Raw genomic sequence first — 23,193 nt, forward strand, 5'->3', positions numbered from 1 at the left:
AAAGTACAGTGGCCAGTTGGACGAAAAGGCGGACCAGTACATCCATTTTGCCACCGATGGGGCCAAGAGGATGAAGCGGATCATTCTGGACCTCCTCGAATATTCCCGTGCGGGAAGATCGGATGAGCCCCCCGAGACCATTGATCTGAACGAACTGGCCGAAGAGTACGAAGTACTGCGGAGCAGGTTGATAAAAGAGAAGTCGGTAAGGATCGTCAAGGGGAAACTTCCCAAGGTCACCTGTTATAAGGCACCATTGGCCCAGACCTTCCACTGTTTGATGGACAATGCCATCAAATATTCGAGGGAAGGGGTGCCCCCGCAGATCAAAATCACCGTGTCCAGCAAGAAAGATCACTGGCAAGTGAAGATAAAGGACAACGGTATCGGCATCGATCCCAGCTTTTATGACAAGGTGTTTATCATCTTTCAACGGCTCCATGACAGGGACACCTATGATGGTACGGGAATGGGGCTGTCCATATCCAAGAAAAATGTGGAATCTTGGGGCGGCAAGATCTGGTTGGAGTCCATACCGGGCAAAGGAAGTGCCTTTTATTTCACTATAAACAAGAACAAGTCATGAAAACCGTACACATATTATTGGTCGAGGACAATGAGGGGGATATCGTACTGACCCTTGATGCCTTTGAGGAGAGCAAAATCAAAACCGATATCAAGGTGGTGAGGAACGGTAAGGAAGCGTTGGATTTCCTATTTAAGAAAGGAGAATATGCCTCGGTGGAAAGCCCCGACCTTATCCTTTTGGACATCAACCTGCCTATTTTCAACGGGCATGATGTGCTCAAGCGAATAAAGCAAGACCCTTCCTTGAAGAAGATACCCGTGATCATGCTCACCACCTCTTCTAACCAAAGGGATATCAATATGGCCTACGAGAATCATGCAAATTGTTATGTAACAAAACCTTTGGATATGGACGGTTTTGTGGAGGCTGTTTTAAAAATCGAGGAGTTTTGGCTCGAACTTGTTACATTAGCAGGTTGATTGTGCATTAAAAAATGATGTCATGACAAAGGATAACCAACCACTTTCCATACTGGTGATCGAGGACAATCCCGGTGATTTTATGTTGATCGACGATTATTTGATCGAAAAATTCAGCGCCATCAGGGTCATCCATAAGGAGACCTTTGAATCGGCCATAACCGATATTAAGTCCTTTGCAAATATTGACATAATATTATTGGATTTGATACTGCCCGACCTGAAAGGGGAGCAATTGGTGGAAAAGGTCCAAGAGGTCAGTGGCAATATTCCTATCATCATCCTAACGGGCTACTCGGATATTGAACTGGCCAGAAAGATATTGTCCAAAGGGGTGTCGGATTTTTTGATCAAGGACGAGATCAGCCCCGAGATCATTTACAAGTCCATTATCTATGCCCTAGAGCGGAAGAGTTACATCGCCCAATTGAACAAAAACAAAAAGATATATCAGGACCTGTTTGATTTCAGTCCCCAGCCCATGTGGGTCTATGATCCGGATACCTTGTTGTTTTTGGGCGTGAACAAGGCGGCCGTTGATAAATACGGCTATACATTGGAGGAGTTCGAAAGGATGACCATCAAGGACATAAGGCCAAGGAGCCAGGTAAAGCATCTTGAAAAAAGCCTAAAGGACCGAAAAAGGGATTGTTCCAATCACTATGCGGGTGAATTTGAGCACTTATTGAAAACGGGCCAAGAGATACGTGTTGAAATATACAGCAGTGAGATTGAGTACGGGGACAAAATAATGAGGCTGATTCTTGCCAAGGATATCACGGACAAACAAGAATATATCCGGACCATTGAAGGGCACAACCGGAAATTAAAGGATATAGCTTGGACCCAGTCCCACGTGGTTCGCGCTCCATTGGCACGTTTGTTATCGATTATACACCTTCTGGAACTGGACGTGGTGGATCCCGATGATATTCCATTTCTGCTCAACCAAATAAAGGGTTCGGGCAGTGAACTAGGTAAAATCATCGATGATTTAAATATAGAGAGCAATTCAATGAACCAAACCCATACCAAACATGGAGAAGTCAGTATTGCTGGTCGATGATGACCCGATTTTCAATTGGCTAGCACTTAAAATGATCCAAAAGGTCGCGCCAGACTTCAATGTAAAGGAGTTCTCCAATGGTAGGGCGGCCTTGGACTTTTTACAGGATAATTTTAACGAGAAGGGCCATTACACCATTTTGCTGGATATTAACATGCCGGAGATGAACGGATGGGAGTTTATGGATGCCATAGAGCAAAGCGATTGGGTCAAGGCCGAATCAATATCCGTATTTATTGTTTCCTCTTCTACGGACCCGGGCGACAGGGAAAAGGCTAAAACGTATCAACTCGTTAAGGACTATTTGACCAAGCCTCTTTCCTTGGATATGATAAAAGGCACAATGGCTTAAGGGAACTTGTGCATCGGCATTTTTTGGATAGCGGTTGGGCAAAAACAGTAATTATTGCCAAAACCCTATGGTTTTGGCGTGTATCAATTTGGCACCATACCCTATTGGTACTCGTATTCTTGGATGCCCACTTTATTTTTTGAAATGCAGAATAAAAGTAGTACCTACTTCCTTTTGGCTCAGTATCTCGATTTTTCCCTCCATTAGCACAATTCGGGCCTTGACCAAATATAGAACCATTCCCTTTCCTTCCAAGGCTCCATTGAACCTTCCGTACATATTAATAATTGTTTGTTGCCTATCGGTGGTCAAGTCCATTCCGATACCAATATCCGACACCTTGGTCAAGGTATGTCCTTCCGAACCCCAGTGGGCAAATGGCCAAAAATGTCCTCCAGAACTTCGGCCGACTCCTTCGGAAGGCAAAAAAAGAAATTCACTTTCAGACCTTTCCCTAAAGTGGCTATTGAAAAATCCAAGCTTATAATTGCCATCAACAACCCAATGTGCAGGCCTGGGTGATTCAACAATATCAACCGGTCTTTTGGTTCCTAATTGTGGGGAATACATGTCCGTAGCACTATTTTTTGTCTAGTGGACCTTCATTTTTATTGGATACTTGCAAATAATCTTCCAAATGTTCTATTCGCAGGGGTTTGATAATAAAATCCTTAACATACTTGCCATACTTCCTTGCTTCCTCCTTATCGGCTTCACTGGCCGAAGATGTTACCAACAAAACCTCATTGGTCCCAGGGAATTCCTCAAGGAGCATGAATTCCATAAATTCAAAGCCCGTCATTTCGGGCATGTTTATATCGAGGAGTATCAAAGTGTTTTGGTTTTTGTTCTCGCGGTACCGCAAATTATCCAGTGCAAGTTCGGGATTAGTAAAGCTTTTTACCCGATCCCCCAATCCCAACCTCCTAAAGTGAATGGTGTTCACCTCGTTGACCAATGCTTCATCGTCTATCAAATAAATTTCTTTGTACATACTGTTTATAAAAAATGTTTGAAATGGATTGGTCAAATGATTGCTTTTGGATAAAGACCGAAAGGCAAAATTATTTAAAAAAATGTATTTTTTTGGGTAAACCTGTGATAGGAGAAACTTTTCAGGGCTCTTTTTATTTCAATGGGCTTGGCACCCAAATAGAATCCGGCAAGGGCTACACCATTTAAATTGTTTGGCAGGAATAAAAAACAAAATTTGTCAACGAATTTGTTGGCCTTTTAAACACCGAAGTCTTGAAGCACTCCAAGTTTTGTCCTAGAAGGCCGTTGTTCGACTGTTTGTTGATATTTTGGACATGCTCAATTTTAAACGCATGAACAGGTATTCTGTGTCCGGTGTTTATCTAGGCAAGCAAATTTTAGAGATAAACTATATAGAGCAATGAAAGCCTGCAAGGACAAAGAGCATATTGGTAAAATAGCAAAGCCTTTTAAAATATGTGTAATTGTAATATATTATAATCGATGTTATACGTGGGTTTGGGATGCTCGGGCAAAGCATTGGGCCCGGGTTTTTGCGAATTCCCGAGATATCGGCACAGGAGGCCAAATATTTACCGTCTCGATAAATTCGTACACTGTTTCCCTTGCATACTTAAAACTGTTTTTTTGCACCGACTTTCTAAAGATCTTCGCGGGGGATTGTTTCCCGTTTGTTATTTATGGCCATTTGGTGGTTGGCCCTCCAAATGCTCTTAGGTTTACGCATATGTTGCCTGATAGGTCCACCTCCCTTTTTTATCCATATTCGATATTGGCATATGTAGGGAACCATATCCTTTCATTTGCACCCCGAAAGGAACATTTAGGTGGTCCTGGCCCGATACTTCCTATTCTAGGCAGTAAAATTCTTTATGTCCATCAGTAGGTTTGGATGGCCGATCATAGCTCCAAACTCCGTTCGAAGATTGGTAATTGGAAAGCTTTTCCAAGGGAGCTTGCAACCATTGATCATTACAATGATGAAAAGGGACATGAGGTTCTTCTGTATAGTTCGTGAGGATTTCCGGATTTTTGTGCTCTGGCAGGGAATCTTGCGCATTCAAATTCCAATTGGATAGGACAACCAGTAGTATTGTTTTACCCTTTTTTCTGCCATTTCCTTGTTTTTTTTTTGGGTGTTGTTTTGCTTGATTGCGATTAGAGTGAGTTGCGCCTGATCAGTTCGGTTGGGACAATGGTCCTGATTTTGTTTTGGTGCACCACGAAATTTGCTGCCATTTTGCCCATTGCTTTACAATTGGTGGATATGGTGGTTATGCCCCCCATAATAATTTCTTTGAGCACATTGTCATCATATGAAAGAATGCCCAAGTCCTTGCCCAAAGTGCATTGTCCTTGAGAACATTCCTTTAAGAATTTCCAGAGGATGGAATCATTTTTGATGAAATACAGTGTGTTTTTTTTGAGTGTTTCCGGCACATAGCTTTCTTCTATGCTGCCTTTAATACCATGGTCTTTTACAAATCGTTCAAAAGCATTTCGAATGCCTGGCGGAGAATAATCCGTTTTGTTATCGAGAAACAGTACCACTTGTTCATATTTTTGAATTTCGGGCAATAATTCGAACATCTTGTTGTAGGTGGAATTTTCAAACTCCTGTGCAATGAACGAATATTCCGGGCCCAGGTCCAAGTACCTATCCACCAAAATCAATTTGTTTGGAGGGATGGACCGTAACATGGGTATAACGGCATCGTCTTGTATCGGGGCCACCATATACATACCATACTTTCCTTTGATATTACTTATCATGGTCTCGAAAATGGAGAGATTGTTATGATGAAAAAAGACATCCACTTGGAACTTGTTGCCCAGTTCATTTCGAAGGTTGTTGTAAAAGTCTTGTTGAAAACTTTGAAAAGCGAACAATAGCAATGCGACCCGTAAAAGCACCCCTGTCTCCTGACTGATGACAAAATAGCCCTGCTTTTTTTTGGATTCCACAAGACCTCGGTCTTTTAGTTCCTCATAGGCCCTGACAATGGTTTTTCTGGCATATCCCACATCCCGGACCATAATGTTAATCGATGGTAGCTTATCCCCAACCTGAAATTCACCTTCCCTGATAGCTTCGATAACACCTTGGACCAGCATTTCATGTTTGGATAATAAATGACTGTCCCGAAATTCCAATATTCTATCTAACAACGCCATGTTTGCACAGTATTAATTGGAAGTATTCAACGTCACAAATAAGGTAAATGTAGCCTGGTGCACTTGAATACTTCCACTATTGCTAAAATGGAACATGTTGAATTTTCAATATAAACCACACTCAATTATAGTATTGTTAAAAAAACACTTCTAATTTTTTTTATATTATAAATTTAACGTTAATTTAGCAAAAGTAGCACAGAGTATCATAGATTTTTTGTGTCTGTGAGAGCGGTGTTGCTCGTAGAAACACATAACCAATAAATAACATTTAATTTATGAACAACCATTCGTCATTGAACAGGAAATACGTGGGTTTTAAACCTTGTATCTTCTTGGCCTTTGTCCTGTTTATCGGAGGTGTATTTTTTTCCACTGCGCAGGCCCAAGGTATCACTGTCACTGGAACAGTCACCGCCGCTTCAGATGGACAACCGCTGCCAGGTGTCACTATTGTTGACATGAACGACTCTTCAAAGGGAACCATTACAGATTTTGATGGAAATTATTCCATTTCTGGAATTCAGGGGTCAACCTCCTTGAGGTTTAGCTCCATTGGATTCAAAGCCCAGATAATTTCCGTAAATAACAGAACCACCATAAACTTGGCTATGGCAGAAGACTTGGCTTCCTTGGATGAAGTTGTGGTCGTTGGATATGGTACACAGAAAAAGGCTACCGTTACCGGTGCCGTAGCGGCGGTTAAGGGAGAAGTTTTGGAAACCGCTCCGACCATTAGTGTTTCCAATGCCTTGTCCGGTCGACTGCCCGGTCTTGTCGTTATCCAGACCAGTGGCGAACCAGGTAGCGATGCTGCAAGTATTAGCATTCGTGGTACCAACACCTTGGGAAACAGTAGTCCCCTAATTGTAATTGACGGTATTCCAGATCGAGATGGAGGTATTGGAAGATTAAATGGAAATGATATCGAAAATATCTCGGTGCTTAAGGATGCTTCTGCCGCCATTTATGGTGCCAGAGCTGCAAATGGTGCCATTATCGTTACTACAAAGCAGGGTAGGGTAGGTAAACCGGAAGTTACCTATACTGCGGATTTTGGTATGTCACAACCTACCAAAGTGCCCGATATGGCCGGTGCCGTGCAATATGCGGATATTATGAACGAGATCACCATTTTCAACAGCAACATTCCTGTTGGTCAATGGGGTGCTGCTTGGAACGCATTTGGTACTTCGGGAAGCTATACAATTCCTTCGACCGATGAAACGGTAAATGCAGCTTTTTCACCGGAATCCGTTCAAGGTTATGCACAGGGTTCCGACCCTTGGCTGTACCCGAATACGGACTGGTTCGATGCTACCTTTAAAGACTGGTCCATGCAGAGTAGGCACAACCTTTCGATCAGGGGAGGTGGAGAGAACATCAAGTACTTTTCATCCATAGGGTATTTTGATCAAGACGCTTACTATAAAAACTCATCGACGCGTTATCAGCAGTATAACTTTAGGATCAATACAGATATCAAGGTCAACGATTATATTCAAACAAAACTTGGTTTTGCCTATAGAAAGGAAGATAGGCGCTACCCAACTGAAGGTTCAGGGGCCATTTTTAGGATGTTGATGAGAGGTAGGCCTACCGACCCGGCCATTTGGCCGACCGGTGAGCCAGGGCCGGATATAGAAAATGGCCAGCAACCGGTGGTCATTACCACAAATGCAACAGGATATGATAAACAGCCCAGTGATTATCTTCAGTTTACAGGTTCTGTGGATATTACGCAACCCTGGGTCGAGGGCTTAAAGTTGACATTGTTGGCAGGTATCGACCAAAGTCAAATTAGAAGGAAACTTTGGCAAGTGCCATGGGAGTTGTATTCATTGGATAGGGAAACCTATATAAATACAGGGGAACCTATACTGACAGCCAACATACGTTCCAGTTTTACGGACCCTAGGTTAACCCAATCCTCTGCAAACAACCTTAATACCAACCTTACCGCTTTGCTGAATTACGACCGCGTATTTAACGATGTCCATTCCCTTAATATCATGGCAGGTGTTACACGTGAGCGTTTTCAAAATGAGTTCTTTTCTGCATACAGCAGAAACTTTATTTCCTCCTCCATCGATCAGCTTTTCTTTGGTGGACAAGATGGACAAGAAGTTGACGGTAGGGCGTTTGATAGAGCTCGTTTGGGATATTATGGTCGTGTCCAGTACGATTATAAACAAAAATATTTGGCTGAATTCATCTGGAGGTACGATGGGTCCTATATTTTCCCGGCCGATGATAGATTCGGTTTCTTCCCTGGGTTCTTAGTGGGATGGAACGTTTCCAATGAGGAATGGTTTAATGTTGATGCCATTAACTACCTGAAGTTAAGGGGTTCCTATGGTCAAATGGGCAACGACCAAGTGTTTTTTGACGGCTCGTTACAGGAATATGCTTATTTGTCAACATATTCCCCGAACCAATTTCCCATAAACGGAGCGGTGGCAAACACTTTGGAAGAAGCGCTTTTGGCCAATCCAAACTTTACATGGGAAAGGGCCAATAACTTTAACCTTGGTTTGGATACCTATCTTTTTGACAACTCTTTAAGCATGAGTTTCGAATATTTCTACAACAAAAGAGATCAAATCTTGATTCGTGAAACAGGTTCTACTCCCGGTTCTTCCGGTATTTCGGACAAACTTCCACCGGTAAATGCCGGGGAAGTGGCAAACAAAGGTTTTGAATTTGCCGTTAACTATTATGGAGGTAGCCAAGATGGTCTTTCATGGGATGTGGGAATCAACGGAGGCTATGCCAAGAACGAAGTGGTGTTTATGGATGAAATTCCAGGAGCCCCGGAATACCAGCGTCAGGAAGGTAAACCCATCGGGGCCTATTTTGTATATGAATATGACGGGGTGTTTAGGGATGAAGCCGATATATCAGCGAACACCCTTGATTATAGCGAGGTGACACCGACCCTTAGACCGGGTGACATGAAGTTCAAGGATGTCAATGGCGATGGCGCCATCAATGGAGACGACCAAGTTCGACTTGAAGAGAACATCGTGCCCAAATTCAACTTCGGTGCCACCTTTAACGCTGCATACAAGAATTTTACATTGGCAGTATTATTTCAAGGAGCGACAGGGGCCTCTCTACCCATTCAGACAGAATCGGGGGATATTGGCAACTATTTACGGTATTCTTACAATAATCGTTGGAGTATAACCAACCCGAGCAGTGTACACCCAAGGTTGGCGACCAGGGGAGATACCTATTATACGGGTGGAAGCTATGGAAACAATACCTATTACCTGTTCAGTAAGGATTATATAAGGCTTAAGAATATACAATTGGCTTATAATTTCCCGGAGAAACTACTGGAACCCCTAGGACTTACCGGCTTTAGTTTATATGTAAGTGCCAACAATGTGTTTACTTGGGCAAAAAACGATATTTACGACCCTGAGTCCACGGTTAACAGTGGACAGTTTTATCCACAAGCTAGAGTTATAAACACTGGATTTACAGTAAAATTTTAATTTGATTGTCATGAAAAATATAAAACTCTATACCCTATTGATTGCTGTGATGGCAATCGTTCCCATATCGTGTTCGGAAGATTATCTGGAAACCAAACCCTTGGATAAAGTATCCTCGGATGCGACTTGGGGGGATGGTGCCCTCTCGGAGGCCTTCGTATTCGGTGTTTATTCACATCTTCACTATGGAGGTTTTGAAGAAGAGGGATTGGCTTCATTGACCGATGAGGCCATGTTTACCCACTCGGGTAGGGGAATAAATGTGATCACGGAAGGTACATTGTCACCAACAGGTACTGGAAATGCCAATATAATCCCTCAGTGGGATGAACTGTTTTCGGCCATTAGACAGGCCAATATTGCTATAGCAGAATTGCCCGAAGCCACTTTTGATAATGATGAGTTAAGGGATAGACTGTTGGGGGAATCTTATTTTCTTAGAGCTTATTATTATCATCAAGTTGTAAGATATTATGGAGGTTCACCAATTATAGACCAGCCCTATGGACTGGATGAGGACTACTCCGTTGCGCGCGGTACCTATGAAGAATGTATCAACTTTATCCTAAATGATCTTGAGCAGGCGATTGCCTTGCTCAAGGGTAAAGCTGCCACTCCGGGTAGAGCCTCTGACCTTAGTGCGATGGGACTAAAATCCAGGGTGTTGTTATACGCGGCCAGTGATTTAAGACATGGTCCTACGGTATCTGCTCAATCCTCGGCTCATGGCAGTTATTCCGATTTACAATTGGTTGCCTATACCTCAGGTGATAGGGCATCAAGATGGAATGCGGCCAAGGAGGCTTCGAAAGCGTTGTTGGATGCCACCACGGGCTATAAATTGGATTTGACCTCGCCTGTCAGTCCCGAAGAGGGAGAAGCAAATTATGTGGCCCTTTCCATGGGAGGCGGCAGTGGAGCTGCAGATGCGGCCGCCCATTCCGATATACTCTTTGAGAGAACCCATAGTGCCCTATATACGGTAGAGAACAATTGGCCTCTAGGAGGAATTCACCAAGGAATCAATAATGGGCCCAATGGATATCATAACTGGGCCGGTAATACGCCAATCCAACAGTTGGTGGATGATTATGAAATGATGGACGGTTCAAAGTTTGATTGGGAAAACCCTGAGCATGCTGCCGCACCTTACACGGATAGGGACCCTAGATTTTACGCGACCATATTATACGATGGTGCAGATTGGAAACCACGCCCCAGCGATGTGGCATCGATCGATCCCTATGACCAAATACAGACCGGAACCTATGATGATGGATCTGGTGGAACCATAGCGGGAGTGGACACAAGAAGTTCGCCCATAGAGAACTGGAATGGTTCCAGAACAGGGTACTATGTAAGAAAGTTCATCGATCCGGACCCCTCCGTGCCGGATAATATGTCAAGTGTACAATTGGTGCCATGGCCATTTATCCGGTATACCGAGATTGCATTGAACTATGTGGAAGCCTGTTTGGAAACGGGCGATGAGGCCGAGGCTATTTTATGGTTGAACCGGATACGATTTAGGGCTGGAATGCCTGCAGTTACTGCGACGGGCAGTGAGCTTATGGAACTGTACCGTAACGAGCGCAGAATCGAGCTCGCTTATGAAGAGCAACGTTATTTTGATGCCCGTAGATGGTTGATTGCCCCTGAAACCTTGGGTAGGGGCATAAAGGTGATAAGAGTGACAGCTACCTTAAAGACAGGGGCCACTCCACATGTCCCTTACCGATACGATCCAAATGTTTATGATTACACTTATAATGTGGTGGACAATACGGAAAATGAGTCCAGGACTTGGGATGATAAGATGTACTTTATGCCCCTTAGCAGGGATGAAATAAACCGGAATGAATTATTGGTTCAAAACCCTGGTTATTGATCAGGTGATTTTAGAATTGGTCCAATCGGTCAGGTTCGTTGGTTTTAATTATTTTAGGTCCTACCTTAAAAAGGGTGGGACTTTTTTTTAGGGATTTCAAAAACAGAACGGTTCAAATGAGGTATTGCCCATTATTCTTGCTATTGTTGACTTTTTTTGTCGGCTGCGACAAAAAGGACGGAAAGGGAATTTCTTCGGAAAAGGAAGATGATCGGCCCAAGGTGTTCATATCCATTCCACCTGATTCTTCCGGAGTTACTTTTCAAAATACATTGCAAGAAGGGCCAAACCTCAATGTTTTGATGTACGAATACCTATATAACGGTGGTGGTGTGGCCACAACGGATCTTAACAATGATGGTTTGATCGATCTTTATTTTACTTCCAATGCTGGGCCGAACAAATGCTATCTAAACCTGGGAGGGATGAAATTCATGGACATTACTTCTCAGGCAAATGTGGCAGGAAGGCCAGGGCCATGGAAAACGGGTATTACCGCCGCCGATGTCAATGGTGATGGAAGAATGGACCTTTACCTTTGTTATTCGGGAGCATTGCCCCCAAAGAAGAGAACCAACCAATTGTTCATCAATATGGGCAATGATACAAATGGGGTGCCCATTTTTGAGGAACGGGCAAAAAAATATGGTCTTGACAGCAATGCATTTAGTAACCAAGGTTATTTTTTTGATTACGACCGTGATGGTGATTTGGATATGCTTCTATTGAACCATAATCCAAAATCCTTGCCTGTCCTGAATGTGTCCAATACCAAGAGGTTTTTGGAAATGGACGACCCCCTAAAAGGAATACGGCTGTTCCGACAAAATAATGGCCGTTTTTCGGATGTAACGGTCGGTGCAGGTATCAGTGGTTCTGCCCTGACCTATGGATTGGGCATCGGTATTGGGGATTTTAACGATGACGGTTGGCCCGATTTTTACGTTTCCAATGATTATGCCGTACCGGATTACCTTTACTTGAACCAAACGGACGGAACCTTTGTAAATAGGTTGCGGGAACAACTGGGCCATACGAGTCATTTCTCCATGGGCAACGATATAGCGGATATAAACAACGATGGCTTACAGGATATATTTACCCTCGATATGCTGCCAGAGGACAACCGTCGGCAAAAGCTGTTGCTATCACCGGACAATTATGAGAAGTTCGACCTGAATGTCCGCAGTGGTTTTCATTATCAATATATGCGCAACATGCTTCAGGTCAACAATGGAAATGGCAGTTTTAGTGAAATTGGACAATTGGCCGGGATTTCCAATACTGATTGGAGCTGGGCGGCCCTTTGGGCAGACTATGACAACAATGGCTGGAAAGACCTCTTTGTGACCAACGGGTACCTGCGGGATTACACGAACTTGGATTTTATTGATTACATGGAAAACTTCATGGAATCCAAAGGTCGGTTCACAAGGGAAGATGTACTTGAACTCGTTGAAAAAATGCCCTCTTCCAAACTCAATAATTACCTCTTTACCCAAAATGGAGCCAATGATTTTACCAATAGCACCCTACAATTTGGACTTGATGGGCCAGTCAATAGCAACGGAGCTGCCTATGCTGATTTGGACAATGATGGGGATTTGGATTTGGTGGTCAACAACATTAACAGGCCCGCTTCAATATATGTCAATAACACACCGTCCAAGGACAAGCATTTTTTACAAATAAAATTGGAGGGGGATAAGGGCAATACCCAAGGGATAGGCACCAAGGTCACTCTTTATCAGGATTCCTTGCAACAAACCCTGGTTCAAATGCCTACACGGGGCTACCTGTCAACCATATCTCCAATCCTTCATTTTGGGCTGGGAAAGAATAAGAAAATCGATTCGGTCAAAGTTCGATGGAATAGTGGGGGAGAGGAAACGATCCTTCGGGCAGAAGCGGATGGCGTACTGGTCCTAAAGGAACAAAATGCCATTCGAAAAACCCAGAATGCCATGGACAAACAGACTTTGTTACGTGAAGTGCCCCCTCCTTTAAGGTTCACGGACAGCCCTTCCAAGATAAACGATTTTAAGCGTCAGGGCCTACTTATATCACAATTTTCCCATAATACGCCCATAATGGCCAAAGGAGACTTTGACAATGATGGTCTGGACGATTTATTTATTGGTGGATCCCAAGGAAAACCGGCACAAGTATTTATGCAGCAGGCCAATGGAAGGTTCCAAAAACTTTCAGTAGACATTTTTTTGGAGCATAGTGGGTTCCATGACAGTGATGCGGCCATTTTCGATGCCAATGGGGATGGTTTCCCCGATATTTATGTGGCCAGTGGCGGTTATCATAATTTTGGAGCCTCCGACTCATTGTTACAAGATCGTTTGTATCTGGGAAATGGAAATGGAAAGTTTACCTATGCCCAAGAACACCTTCCAGAAATGCCGACAAATAGCGGGACTGTTCGTAGCGGAGATATCGATGGGGATGGGGATTTGGATATTTTTGTGGGAGGCAGGGTAATTCCGGGAAGATATCCAGAAAGCCCGAAAAGCTATATTTTGGAGAATGACGGCAATGCCCATTATGTAGATGTTACCGAAAGCCTGTGCCCACAAATAAAGGAATCCGGAATGGTTACTGATGCCGTTTGGTTGGATATTGACAAGAATGGCAGCGAGGATTTGGTCGTAGTCGGCGAATGGATGCCCATAACCATTTATATGAACAGCTCCGGAATCCTAAAAGACGAAACTCATAGGTATCTGGACAAAAAATACTATGGGCTCTGGAATTCCATAGATGTGGGTGATTTTAATGGGGACGGCTTACCCGATCTTGTGCTCGGCAACCTAGGAACCAACTCTCAGTTTAAGGCCTCCGAAGAGGAACCTGCAGAATTGTATTACGCAGATTACGATAAAAACGGTTCGGTCGATCCCATACTCAATTTTTACATTCAAGGGAAGGCCTACCCCTATGTCACCAGAAATGAGCTGTTGGGACAGCTCGCGAATCTTCGCTCACGCTTTACCAGCTATGAGAGTTTTGCCGATGCCACTATGGAAGATATTTTTACACCCGAGCAATTGGGAAGGGCTACAAAATTAACCGCCAATCATTTACGCACATCCTTGTTGTTGAGTACTGCGAAAGGAAAGTTTTCAATGATAGGGCTACCCGAACAGGCACAGTACTCATGTGTGTACTTGTCAGTGATTGAAGACTTTGATCATGATGGAAACTCAGATATATTGTTATTGGGCAACAACCGGTATTTTAAACTTAGACTTGGGAAATTCGATGCCAACTATGGAACCCTTCTTTTAGGGGATGGTCAAGGATCTTTCAACTATGTCCCTCAGACGGAATCCGGTTTGCATATAATCGGTGATGTTAGAAGTTCGGTTCCCATGGATGATAAACTATTGTTCGGTATAAGGGGAAAGGACTTGAAAGCATATGAATTCAAAAAATAGTATTGTTCCCATGCTTACTCGATATGTTTTGTTCAAACCTTTGCTTGTTCCGATCAAAAAGACTTGAAGTAATATTCTCGGAATAAAAATAAGGGATAAAGTAGTTAACTTTCTTCCAAATAGATATTCAATAAAACTTTTCTCATTAGCCAAAACCAACCTTATTATGAAACCAAAAACAATTGATACGCTGTCCATTTTTAAACCTTTACTATTGCCTGTTTGGGTTGTGGGCATTATTTTATTGTCAAGCTGCGCCCCCCAGGAAGATAATTCCAACAAAGAAGAATGGGTCTCGCTTTTTGACGGGACCAATTATGAGGATTGGACACCTAAATTTACAGGCTATCCCTTAGGGGAAAATTATAATGACTCCTTTGTCTTCAAGGACAGTCTCTTAAGCGTTAGGTATCGGGAGAGAGATACCTTTAACGGTACTTTTGGCCATTTATTCTACAAAGACAAATTTTCATACTACAAGCTAAAAGCAACCTACCGTTTTGTAGGGAATCAAATGACAGGGGGACCGGCATGGGCCATCCGAAATAATGGTTTAATGCTTCATTGTCAAGATCCAAAGACCATGGGGCTAGAACAGGACTTCCCAATTTCATTGGAATTGCAACTGCTGGGAGGTGATGGTACGCATGATCGAACCAATGGGAATCTATGTACGCCCGGAACCAATGTGACAATGAAAGATTCGTTGATCACGGACCATTGTATTGTTTCTAATTCAAGGACCTTTCATGGCAATGGGTGGGTAACCATCGAGGCACTTGTTTTGGGCGATTCGATAATCCGGCATATCCTGGACAACAAAGTTGTGATGGAATATACCAAGCCCACCATTGGAGGAGGTATGGTCGAAGGGTATCTTGATAGTGCCTATGAGGAAGGGGAACCCGTAAAGGAAGGTTTTATTTCAATTCAAGCTGAGACTGCGCCTATAGATTTCAAGTCCATCGAATTGTTGGATTTATGTGGTTGTACGGATAAAAAAGCCAGGAATTATAAATCGTACTATATAAAATCCAACAACTCAGAATGTGTCTACTAAGTTGTTCACATTACACTTTTTCAAACTAGGTTTGATTGCCCTTTTATTACAAACCATTCAATGTTGATGTACCGTTGACAATTTGAACCTGAAAAGCCCAAAAATCATAAGGGCGTGCTTTAGCATGCTGGTATTTTTGTCCCATATCCCCCGGGACTAGTGTGAATAGCGGGACCCAGCGTTTAGGTAGAAGGCTCATACTTGCGGTGCATAGTCAATTTTTTTATAGAAACATTTCAACTATTTTCCTACTCCACATTTCACCTCTTCCGCTTTTTTTATCTATAGTCTGAAAAAACAAATACCCCACCAGCATTGACCGGAGCTTGGTATGTGGTGCAGAAGGGCTACTTTGTTAGGCGTGTTCCTCTAATAGGCCCGTTAGCCAAAACCGATACATTCTCTGCAAATGAGATCCCATTTGCCCGCTATGCCCCATTGAATATATTGCCCAATGTTTGATTGTCACGACCTTTTTCATAAATAAGGTCTACCAGCTGCTTTATTTCTTCCTAGTACGGATCAAAAGGCGCCATTGGGCCCCAAAGTCAGGTATCCGAACAGTTGAAATTAAATGCAATCAAAGCATGGGAATTCATTCCAAAAAGAAAACTTCAGGTCATGTTCAGCCTTTGTTGAAAGCAATCATCGGGGACTCCAAAAAGTTGATTTGAAGAGGTTCACAAAAATCTTGTTACATATAAAAACAAGGAATTGTTTGAATAGTTACAAAAAAAGTAATTACTTTGTTATGTAATACATAATACATTTTATGAAAGGAATTATAGCGGCAACCTATGCGCCAATGAATCAGGACGGGTTGCTTAACACGGATATAATTGAGGATTATGGCAACTTTTTGGTGGCGAACAAGGTGTCGGGAGCATTTGTCAACGGATCTACAGGGGATTTTACGGCCCTGAGTTCAATGGAACGAAAGGAATTGATAGCGGCTTGGTCGGAACAAAGGTCGGAAGGGCTTTTTTTGATCAACCATGTTGGCCATAACAATCTCAATGAAGCGGTGGAACTTGCCGGGCACAGTGCGGATATGGTGGATGCCACGGCTGCCCTGCCCCCATTTTATTTTCGTCCGAAAACATTGGACGATTTGGTGTTTTATTGCAAGCAAATTGCCCAGGCCGCACCCAACATCCCTTTTTATTATTACCATATCCCTATACTGACCAGGGTCAGTTTGCCAATGTTGGGCTTTATAGAAAAAGCCCATGATGAGATTCCAAACTTTGCGGGCATTAAGTACCCGGAGGATAACCTCTCAGATTTCAAGCAATGTGTCGACAAGGTTGATGGCTCCTTAGACATGTTCTTCGGTATTGATGAAAAATACATGGATAGTATACAGATGGATGCCCAAGGATGGGTGGGAAGTACGTATAATCATTTGGCCCCCCTTTACCATGAAGTCGCAAGTCTGGCGAATCAAGACCTATGGGAAGCTGCTGGGAAGCTTCAAGCCAAGGGCATACATTTTGTCCAGGTATTGGAGGCCTTGGGGGGGTATCACGGTGGTGGCAAAAGCTTTATGCGCTATTTTGGATTGGATATGGGCCCGAGCCGTTTTCCACACAAGACATTCAATGATAGCTTGTTGCGTCAAGCAATCCAATCTTTTGAAAAGGAAGGGCTTTCAGATTATCTGGCAAAGCCATTTTACGGGGATTCAGTGGCTTAACCTTAAAAAACAATTATTATGTAATACATAATACAAATAAATATATATATTTGTCCATAACACTTAATTAATCAAACTATTTAATCTATGAAACTCTCAAAGTATGCAGAACAAAATACGGCATCGGGTCTACTGAAGGTCCTGGGAAGCAATAGGACATCGATTCTTTTCTTTCTTCTAATGCTGTTGAATGTAGCTACGGTAACGGTGTATGCCCAGACCGCCCAGATTACTGGTACCATTACCGATGAACAAGGTGTGCCACTTCCGGGCGCGACCGTTTTAGTCAAGGGAACCACCAATGGTGCACAATCCGATTTTGATGGAAATTATAGCATTGAGGCCAATATTGGCGACACCTTGGTCTTCAGTTATATTGGGTTCACCACACAAGAAGTGGAGGTGTCCAATCAAACGATCATTGATGTGACCTTGGGCCAAAGTACTGCGGTGTTGGATGAAGTTGTGGTGACGGGCTATGGAAGTCAGTCCCGGTCCACCCTGACCTCCTCGGTGTCAAAACTGGACACCAAAGTATTGGAAAGTGCGACCAGGTCGAACCCTGCTACGGCATTGCAAGGTACCGTTGCTGGGCTTCGGGTGACCAATACATCTGGTCAACCCGGCTCCACACCACAAGTTGTACTGCGCGGGGGTACCAATTTCAGTGGAAATGATGCACCCTTGATTTTGGTGGATGGAGTGCCCAGTTCTTTTTATGCATTGAATTCCGACGATATTGAATCGATGGAGGTACTAAAGGATGCCGCTGCAACGGCCATTTACGGAGCTAGATCCGCCAACGGGGTAATCTTGATAACAACCAAAAAGGGTAAGGCGGGTAGGTCTTCCATCAATTACAAGTACCGATACAGTATCAATAACGAGCGTAATGACCAGCAATATCTTGGCGCGGCAGACCATATCAACTATAATAGGCAATCCATTGCGTGGTTCAGGGAGGCTACCAATAATCCAGGGGCTTTTGGGGCTTTCTTGGATGGTAACCAAAGTGCGGGGACCGGTAACAATACAACAAATGATCCGTTTACCACACAGCTTTTGACTGCGGACAACCAGTATTTGTTGAATCAGCCCGGATGGCAATCTATTCCGGATATTTTAAATCCCGGCCAACAGATTATATTTTATGACAATAAGGATGTGGGAGACCGTATTTATCAGAACAGTGAATCCAAGGATCATTACCTTTCTTTCGATGGAGGCAATGAAAAAGGTACCTATTATCTTGGTCTTGGGCTATTGGATAACCAAGGACTTATTTTGGGTTCAGGGTTTAAACGATACTCAGGGAAGTTCAGCGGTTCGTATAAGGTCACGGATAATGTTGAGGTAAATTCCAATATTCTGTATTCACATTCCAATTTAAACCTAAGTCCTTTGGGAAGTGAAGATACCGTATTTAGGAGGTTTCAAGGACAGGCCCCTACTTCAAGGACTTATGATAGCAATCCTGACGGAACATTTTCCGATCAGTATGCGGTAGGCCAAAACCAAGGATTTGGTAATCCACTGTATTATCAAGATAAGTTTGTGAGAAAGAACTTGGAGCAGCGTCTTCAGCTTTCGGTAGGTCTGGACTGGGATATTATGGATGACCTGAGCTTTTCCTTGAGCGGCAGTCATTTTGCAATCAACAATCATAATGAGAGCTTTAACCGGGCCTTTAGGACCGGAAGTACCGAGGGGCCATTGCGCACGGCAAGGGAGGCATCGGTCGGTTTGGACAGAATTTTGAGGAATCAAATTACCGGAACCTTGAATTACACAAAAAGATTTGGTCTCCACAATGTCAATGCCTTGATCGGTGCCGAATACTTTAAGGATAACTTTTTTGAGACATCCGCAGGAACGCGAAACTCCCCAACGGATCTGATAGAAACCCTGAATGCCGGGGCGGAAGCCAACGGGATACCGTATAGTTTTGAAACAGAATACGTTATCACTTCGACTTTTGGTAGATTGTTGTACGATTACGATAATAGGTATTTGGTCGGATTTACTTTCAGAAATGACGGATCTTCTAGATTGGGAAACAATAAATATGGGTTCTTCCCTGGGGTTTCCCTCGGTTGGAATGCCCATAATGAAAACTTTTTCCAAGATTCTGGATTGGGCAAGACCATTACCAAGTTTAAGCCAAGGCTGAGCTATGGGGTAAATGGTAACCAAGATGTATTGAGCAATTACGGGGTCTACGGTTCATATGGCTCCCAAGGGGTGTACAATGGCCAGACCGGATATGCCAATACGAGCTTGGCCACCCTTGATTTGAAATGGGAAAAAGCCACTACCTTCAACGTCGGTTTGGACGTTGCCCTGTTCGATAATAGATTATCGCTTATCGCGGATGCCTATACCAGGGATATCAAGGATAAATTGGCAAGCCTTACATTGCCATACTACACCGGCTTTAGTGGAATTCTGACCAACAATGGTACCTACAGGAACAGGGGCTTTGAGCTTCAAGTCAATGGCGATATCATTAGAAAGGAAGACCTCACCTGGAGTATGGGCGCAACTTTTACCAGAAACAGAAATTATGTGGTGGCCTTGCCCGAAAACGACAATGAACGCAATAGGCAAGGGGGGAGTTTGATCTGGAACCCGGAAACCGGCCAGGAAGAGTGGGTCGGTGGATTGCAGGAAGGACAACGTTATGGGGGCGATCTTGTAGTGGCTTTCGAACAGGAGAAAATTTATGCCAATCAGGCAGAAGCAGATGCGGACAATGCCATTACGGATGAGTATGCACCTGCGGCAAGTAGAAACCAAAGATGGGCAGGTGATGTAAAATGGGTCGATCAAAATGGTGATGGGGTGATCAACAATCTTGACAGGAAAGTGATCGGCCGAACGACTCCAGATTTTGTGGGCGGCTTCAATACCAGCCTTACCTATAAAAACTTCAGCCTGTTCGTACAAACTGATTTTGCCACCGGACATTTGGTTTGGAACCACATCAGGAACAAGGGCTATGCACAGACACAGGGCAATTTGGCACAACCTGCAGAGGTTCTTGATTCATGGACCCCGAACAATACGGATACCGAGTGGCCGCGATTTGTGTTCGTGAACGGAACCAAGAACGTGTGGAGGGGCAACGAGAGTGTTGCCAGCCTGCAGACAGAAGGGAACGAACAGTTTTGGGAAAAAGGGGATTACCTGGCCCTAAGGGAAGTGACACTTCGGTATAGTTTCCCATCGGAATATTTCAATGACGTCATCAAAAGATTGAGTATTAATATCACTGGGTCGAACTTGCATTATTTTAAAAGTATGAGCGGTGATACGCCCGAGGTTGGCGGGGTACAGTATGGAGAATTTCCTGTTCCCAAGACGATTACCATCGGACTTAATGTAACATTTTAAATTTGAGTGATATGAAAAAGTATATCTATATTATAACGGCAATATTAAGCTTCTATGCCTGTGAAAGCGAATTGGAGCTGGATGCACCCAGTGAACTGACCACGGGAGGATTTTGGGATTCTGAGGAAGGTGCCAGAACGGCACATACAGGGCTGTTTGCAAGCTTGCGAGCTGAAGCGGGAGACCTTTGGCTTCTAGGTGAAATACGTAGCGATGTATGGGGTGGGCGAACCTATGAGTCTCCCTCAAATCTTTCTTTGATAGAATCCAGTTTTACCGCATCAACTGCTCCCTTTGGTGGATGGGCGGGGTTTTACACCCAAATACATCGGGTGAACGACTTTTTGGCCAATGTGCCGAACATAACGTTTGTCAATGAAAACGATAAGAAGCATTTGATGGGGCAGGCTTATGGTTTAAGGGCATTGTACTATTATACTTTGTTGAAAACCTGGGGTGATGTACCCATTATTTTGGAGCCTTTGTCCAATGTCGACCCTAATGGCTTGAGCAGGGAAAGATCTCCACAGAACCAGGTGATGGATCAGATAAAAAATGATATCGAAGCCTCTTTGTCCGCCTTTGGATCGGACAGTTCATTCTGGGAAGGCAATAGAAACTTCTGGAGCAAAGCGGCGACCTTGGCGCTTAAGGGAGATGTGTATATCTGGTCCGGTAATTTAATGGGTGGCGGCAATGCTGACTTTAGCGAGGCGAAAAACGCTCTGGAACAGATAGCGACCATGGATGTAAGCTTGGCACCGACCATCGATGATTTATGGGGGGTACCCAACGAGGGCAACAGTGAGTTTATTTTTGCACTTCAGTATCAAAGGGACGAAGCATCCAATATCTATAATAGTTTTACGGGCCGAACAACGGAAATCAATCCCCAATTCAACGCCTCGGGCGAGTCAATGAGTGATTTTATCATTGCCGGGGCCAATAGGTATGGGCAATCCGAAAAGACCATTCAGCTTTTGGATGACAACGCGGACGATAGAAAGGACGCCACTTTTATAAGGTTGTATACCGATGATAATGGCGGTGTTGGATATCCCACCTATAATGAACCGACCTATTTCGGTTCCATATTGAACAAGTTTTTGGGTAGAGTGGATGGTACCGAACGCATCTTTGAAAACGATGTTCCCTTGTATAGGTATGCCGATGTGCTATTGCTGTTGGCCGAGGCAAAAAACCATCTGGGAGAAGATCCCTCGAATGAGATCAACCAGATACGCCAAAGGGCTTATGGTGCGGATTATGATCCAGGTATCCATGCCTACGTTAATGGTAGCCAGACAGATAATGCCAATGCGATCCTGACTGAACGATATAAGGAATTTATAGCAGAAGGGAAACGTTGGTGGGACTTGAGGCGTGCAGGTGATGGTTATGTCATTGAGAACGTAGGCTTTCTCAATCCTGGAGACGAGTATAAGTTATTGTTGCCGATCTCGGACGACATGATCGGTAGGAATCCGTTGTTGGATCAAACCCAGGGTTGGTAACATAGTGTTTGAACACAAATTTTATTTGAGTTAGTTATTGAGTTTAGTTGCAATTTTATTTAATTCAAGTGCAAGGGGCTGACATGTTCAGCCCCTCTTTTTCGTCCAGCCCATAATAAGGTATACAAACTCCGTGGATTAATGCTTAAGTACATTGTGCCCAATGTCCTTTTTTGTTTCTTATTGCGAAAATACCAAAGGATTGTGACCCAGCCTGTGTCAGGATAGCTGTCCAAGATTTCCAATAAACGTTAAAACCTTGGCTTGCCTGACTTTATGGTGTGGTGGCCCTGAAGTTGGTTAAATGTTATTTTTTCTGGTATTTGAAGATATGGTCGAAATGAGGTTCAAGATGGCGTCTCATTGCATTCCTGAAAGTTTCGGGAGTGCCTATTTTTAAATTGTCCAAAAGCATTCTGTGGGTCACAAAGGTACCTTTGGTGTAGTGGTATTCATCTAGATCACGATTTTCGGTATCCCTTAAGTAAACATATTCAAATACGGGCAGCAAAAGACCTTGGAACCGCTGAAGAGTGTCGTTCTTTGAAATTTGATAGAGTTTGCCGTGGAAGGCCACTTCTTTGTCCAATGTAAATCGAATTTTACCTGTACTGGTAGCTTCTTCTTCCTCGACTATTGCCTCCAGTTCATCAAGTTCCTTGGTTGTTTTGTGTTCAAAAAGAAAGTCGGCCATGCCCATTTCCAATATCAAACGAAGTTCAAAGAGATTTTTTAAGGTTTCGGTGCCCAATAGGGTGGGATCCATGATACGCTCAAAATTATTGATGATATCGGGCTGCTTTAATATCATGCCCCTATGCTTTTTGGATTCGATAAGCCCTAGGGTCCTCAACCGCAAAAGGGCTTCCCTTACCACTGTTCTGCTGACACCGAGACTTTTGGCGAAATCCAATTCTTTGGGAATGGGATCACCGGGCCCCAACCCATTTTCTTTAAAAAACTCCAGTAAGCTCAATTCAACCTTATCTACCAAGGAAAGGGTGTCGACCGGCTTTAATTTCTTTAACTGCTTCATATATTAATGAATTGATGCCCTCAGAGCATTTAGGTTATCCTAGGTGGAAAAATAAACATA

At 43.5% G+C, this 23,193-nt stretch carries 15 protein-coding genes; 11 read left to right on the top strand and 4 right to left on the bottom strand.

Annotation, left to right across the window (positions count from 1 at the left end):
• The 4 genes from VM932_RS15690 to VM932_RS15705 form a co-directional block, all read left to right on the top strand.
• The coding region (locus tag VM932_RS15690; protein ID WP_326280062.1) for a sensor histidine kinase at positions 1-586 on the top strand (586 nt) is incomplete at its 5' end.
• Complete coding sequence (locus VM932_RS15695) at positions 583-1,008, top strand: response regulator (RefSeq protein WP_326280064.1); 426 nt, start codon at positions 583-585, stop codon at positions 1,006-1,008. The genes VM932_RS15690 and VM932_RS15695, both read left to right, overlap by 4 nt.
• 22 nt (positions 1,009-1,030) lie before the next feature.
• Complete coding sequence (locus tag VM932_RS15700; protein ID WP_326280066.1) at positions 1,031-2,074, top strand: response regulator; 1,044 nt, start codon at positions 1,031-1,033, stop codon at positions 2,072-2,074.
• Positions 2,046-2,426 carry a response regulator gene (locus VM932_RS15705; RefSeq protein ID WP_326280068.1) on the top strand — a complete coding sequence of 127 codons (381 nt, stop codon included), beginning with the start codon at positions 2,046-2,048 and terminating at the stop codon, positions 2,424-2,426. The genes VM932_RS15700 and VM932_RS15705 overlap by 29 nt, the downstream gene beginning before the upstream one ends.
• Positions 2,427-2,558: 132 nt before the next feature.
• Here VM932_RS15705 and VM932_RS15710 read toward each other — a convergent pair whose 3' ends face one another.
• The 3 genes from VM932_RS15710 to VM932_RS15720 all read right to left on the bottom strand — a co-directional run bounded on the left by VM932_RS15710 (position 2,559) and on the right by VM932_RS15720 (position 5,597).
• Positions 2,559-2,996 carry an ATP-binding protein gene (locus VM932_RS15710; protein WP_326280070.1) on the bottom strand — a complete coding sequence of 146 codons (438 nt, stop codon included), beginning with the start codon at positions 2,994-2,996 and terminating at the stop codon, positions 2,559-2,561.
• A gap of 10 nt (positions 2,997-3,006) precedes the next feature.
• A complete protein-coding gene (locus tag VM932_RS15715) occupies positions 3,007-3,420 on the bottom strand; it encodes a response regulator (protein WP_326280072.1) in 414 nt (137 codons plus the stop codon).
• Between the two features lie 1,160 nt (positions 3,421-4,580).
• Positions 4,581-5,597, bottom strand: coding sequence for a GntR family transcriptional regulator (locus VM932_RS15720; RefSeq protein ID WP_326280074.1), 1,017 nt, complete (start codon positions 5,595-5,597; stop codon positions 4,581-4,583).
• Between the two features lie 278 nt (positions 5,598-5,875).
• On the opposite strand from VM932_RS15720, the gene VM932_RS15725 reads away from it, so the two are divergent.
• The 7 genes from VM932_RS15725 (at position 5,876) to VM932_RS15755 (ending at position 22,097) form a co-directional block, all read left to right on the top strand.
• A complete protein-coding gene (locus VM932_RS15725; RefSeq protein WP_326280076.1) occupies positions 5,876-9,100 on the top strand; it encodes a SusC/RagA family TonB-linked outer membrane protein in 3,225 nt (1,074 codons plus the stop codon).
• Between the two features lie 10 nt (positions 9,101-9,110).
• A complete protein-coding gene (locus VM932_RS15730; RefSeq protein ID WP_326280078.1) occupies positions 9,111-10,988 on the top strand; it encodes a RagB/SusD family nutrient uptake outer membrane protein in 1,878 nt (625 codons plus the stop codon).
• A gap of 116 nt (positions 10,989-11,104) precedes the next feature.
• A complete protein-coding gene (locus VM932_RS15735) occupies positions 11,105-14,434 on the top strand; it encodes a VCBS repeat-containing protein (RefSeq protein ID WP_326280081.1) in 3,330 nt (1,109 codons plus the stop codon).
• A 166-nt stretch (positions 14,435-14,600) separates the two neighbouring features.
• Entirely contained in the window at positions 14,601-15,494 is an 894-nt protein-coding gene (locus VM932_RS15740) for a 3-keto-disaccharide hydrolase (RefSeq protein WP_326280083.1), read from the top strand.
• Positions 15,495-16,266: 772 nt separating this feature from the next.
• Positions 16,267-17,190 (top strand): dihydrodipicolinate synthase family protein, encoded by a 924-nt coding sequence (locus tag VM932_RS15745; RefSeq protein WP_326280085.1) that lies wholly within the window; start codon positions 16,267-16,269, stop codon positions 17,188-17,190.
• An 87-nt stretch (positions 17,191-17,277) separates the two neighbouring features.
• Positions 17,278-20,583: a SusC/RagA family TonB-linked outer membrane protein gene (locus tag VM932_RS15750; protein ID WP_326280087.1), complete on the top strand. Its 3,306-nt coding sequence runs from the start codon at positions 17,278-17,280 to the stop codon at positions 20,581-20,583.
• Positions 20,584-20,594: 11 nt separating this feature from the next.
• A complete protein-coding gene (locus VM932_RS15755; RefSeq protein ID WP_326280089.1) occupies positions 20,595-22,097 on the top strand; it encodes a RagB/SusD family nutrient uptake outer membrane protein in 1,503 nt (500 codons plus the stop codon).
• A gap of 307 nt (positions 22,098-22,404) precedes the next feature.
• On the opposite strand, the gene VM932_RS15760 is transcribed toward VM932_RS15755, so the two are convergent.
• Positions 22,405-23,133 carry a FadR/GntR family transcriptional regulator gene (locus tag VM932_RS15760; protein WP_326280091.1) on the bottom strand — a complete coding sequence of 243 codons (729 nt, stop codon included), beginning with the start codon at positions 23,131-23,133 and terminating at the stop codon, positions 22,405-22,407.
• Between the last annotated feature and the right edge of the window lie 60 nt (positions 23,134-23,193).

The sequence above is a fragment of the Flagellimonas halotolerans genome (assembly GCF_035818535.1).
GTDB classification, from domain to species: Bacteria; Bacteroidota; Bacteroidia; order Flavobacteriales; family Flavobacteriaceae; genus Flagellimonas; species Flagellimonas halotolerans.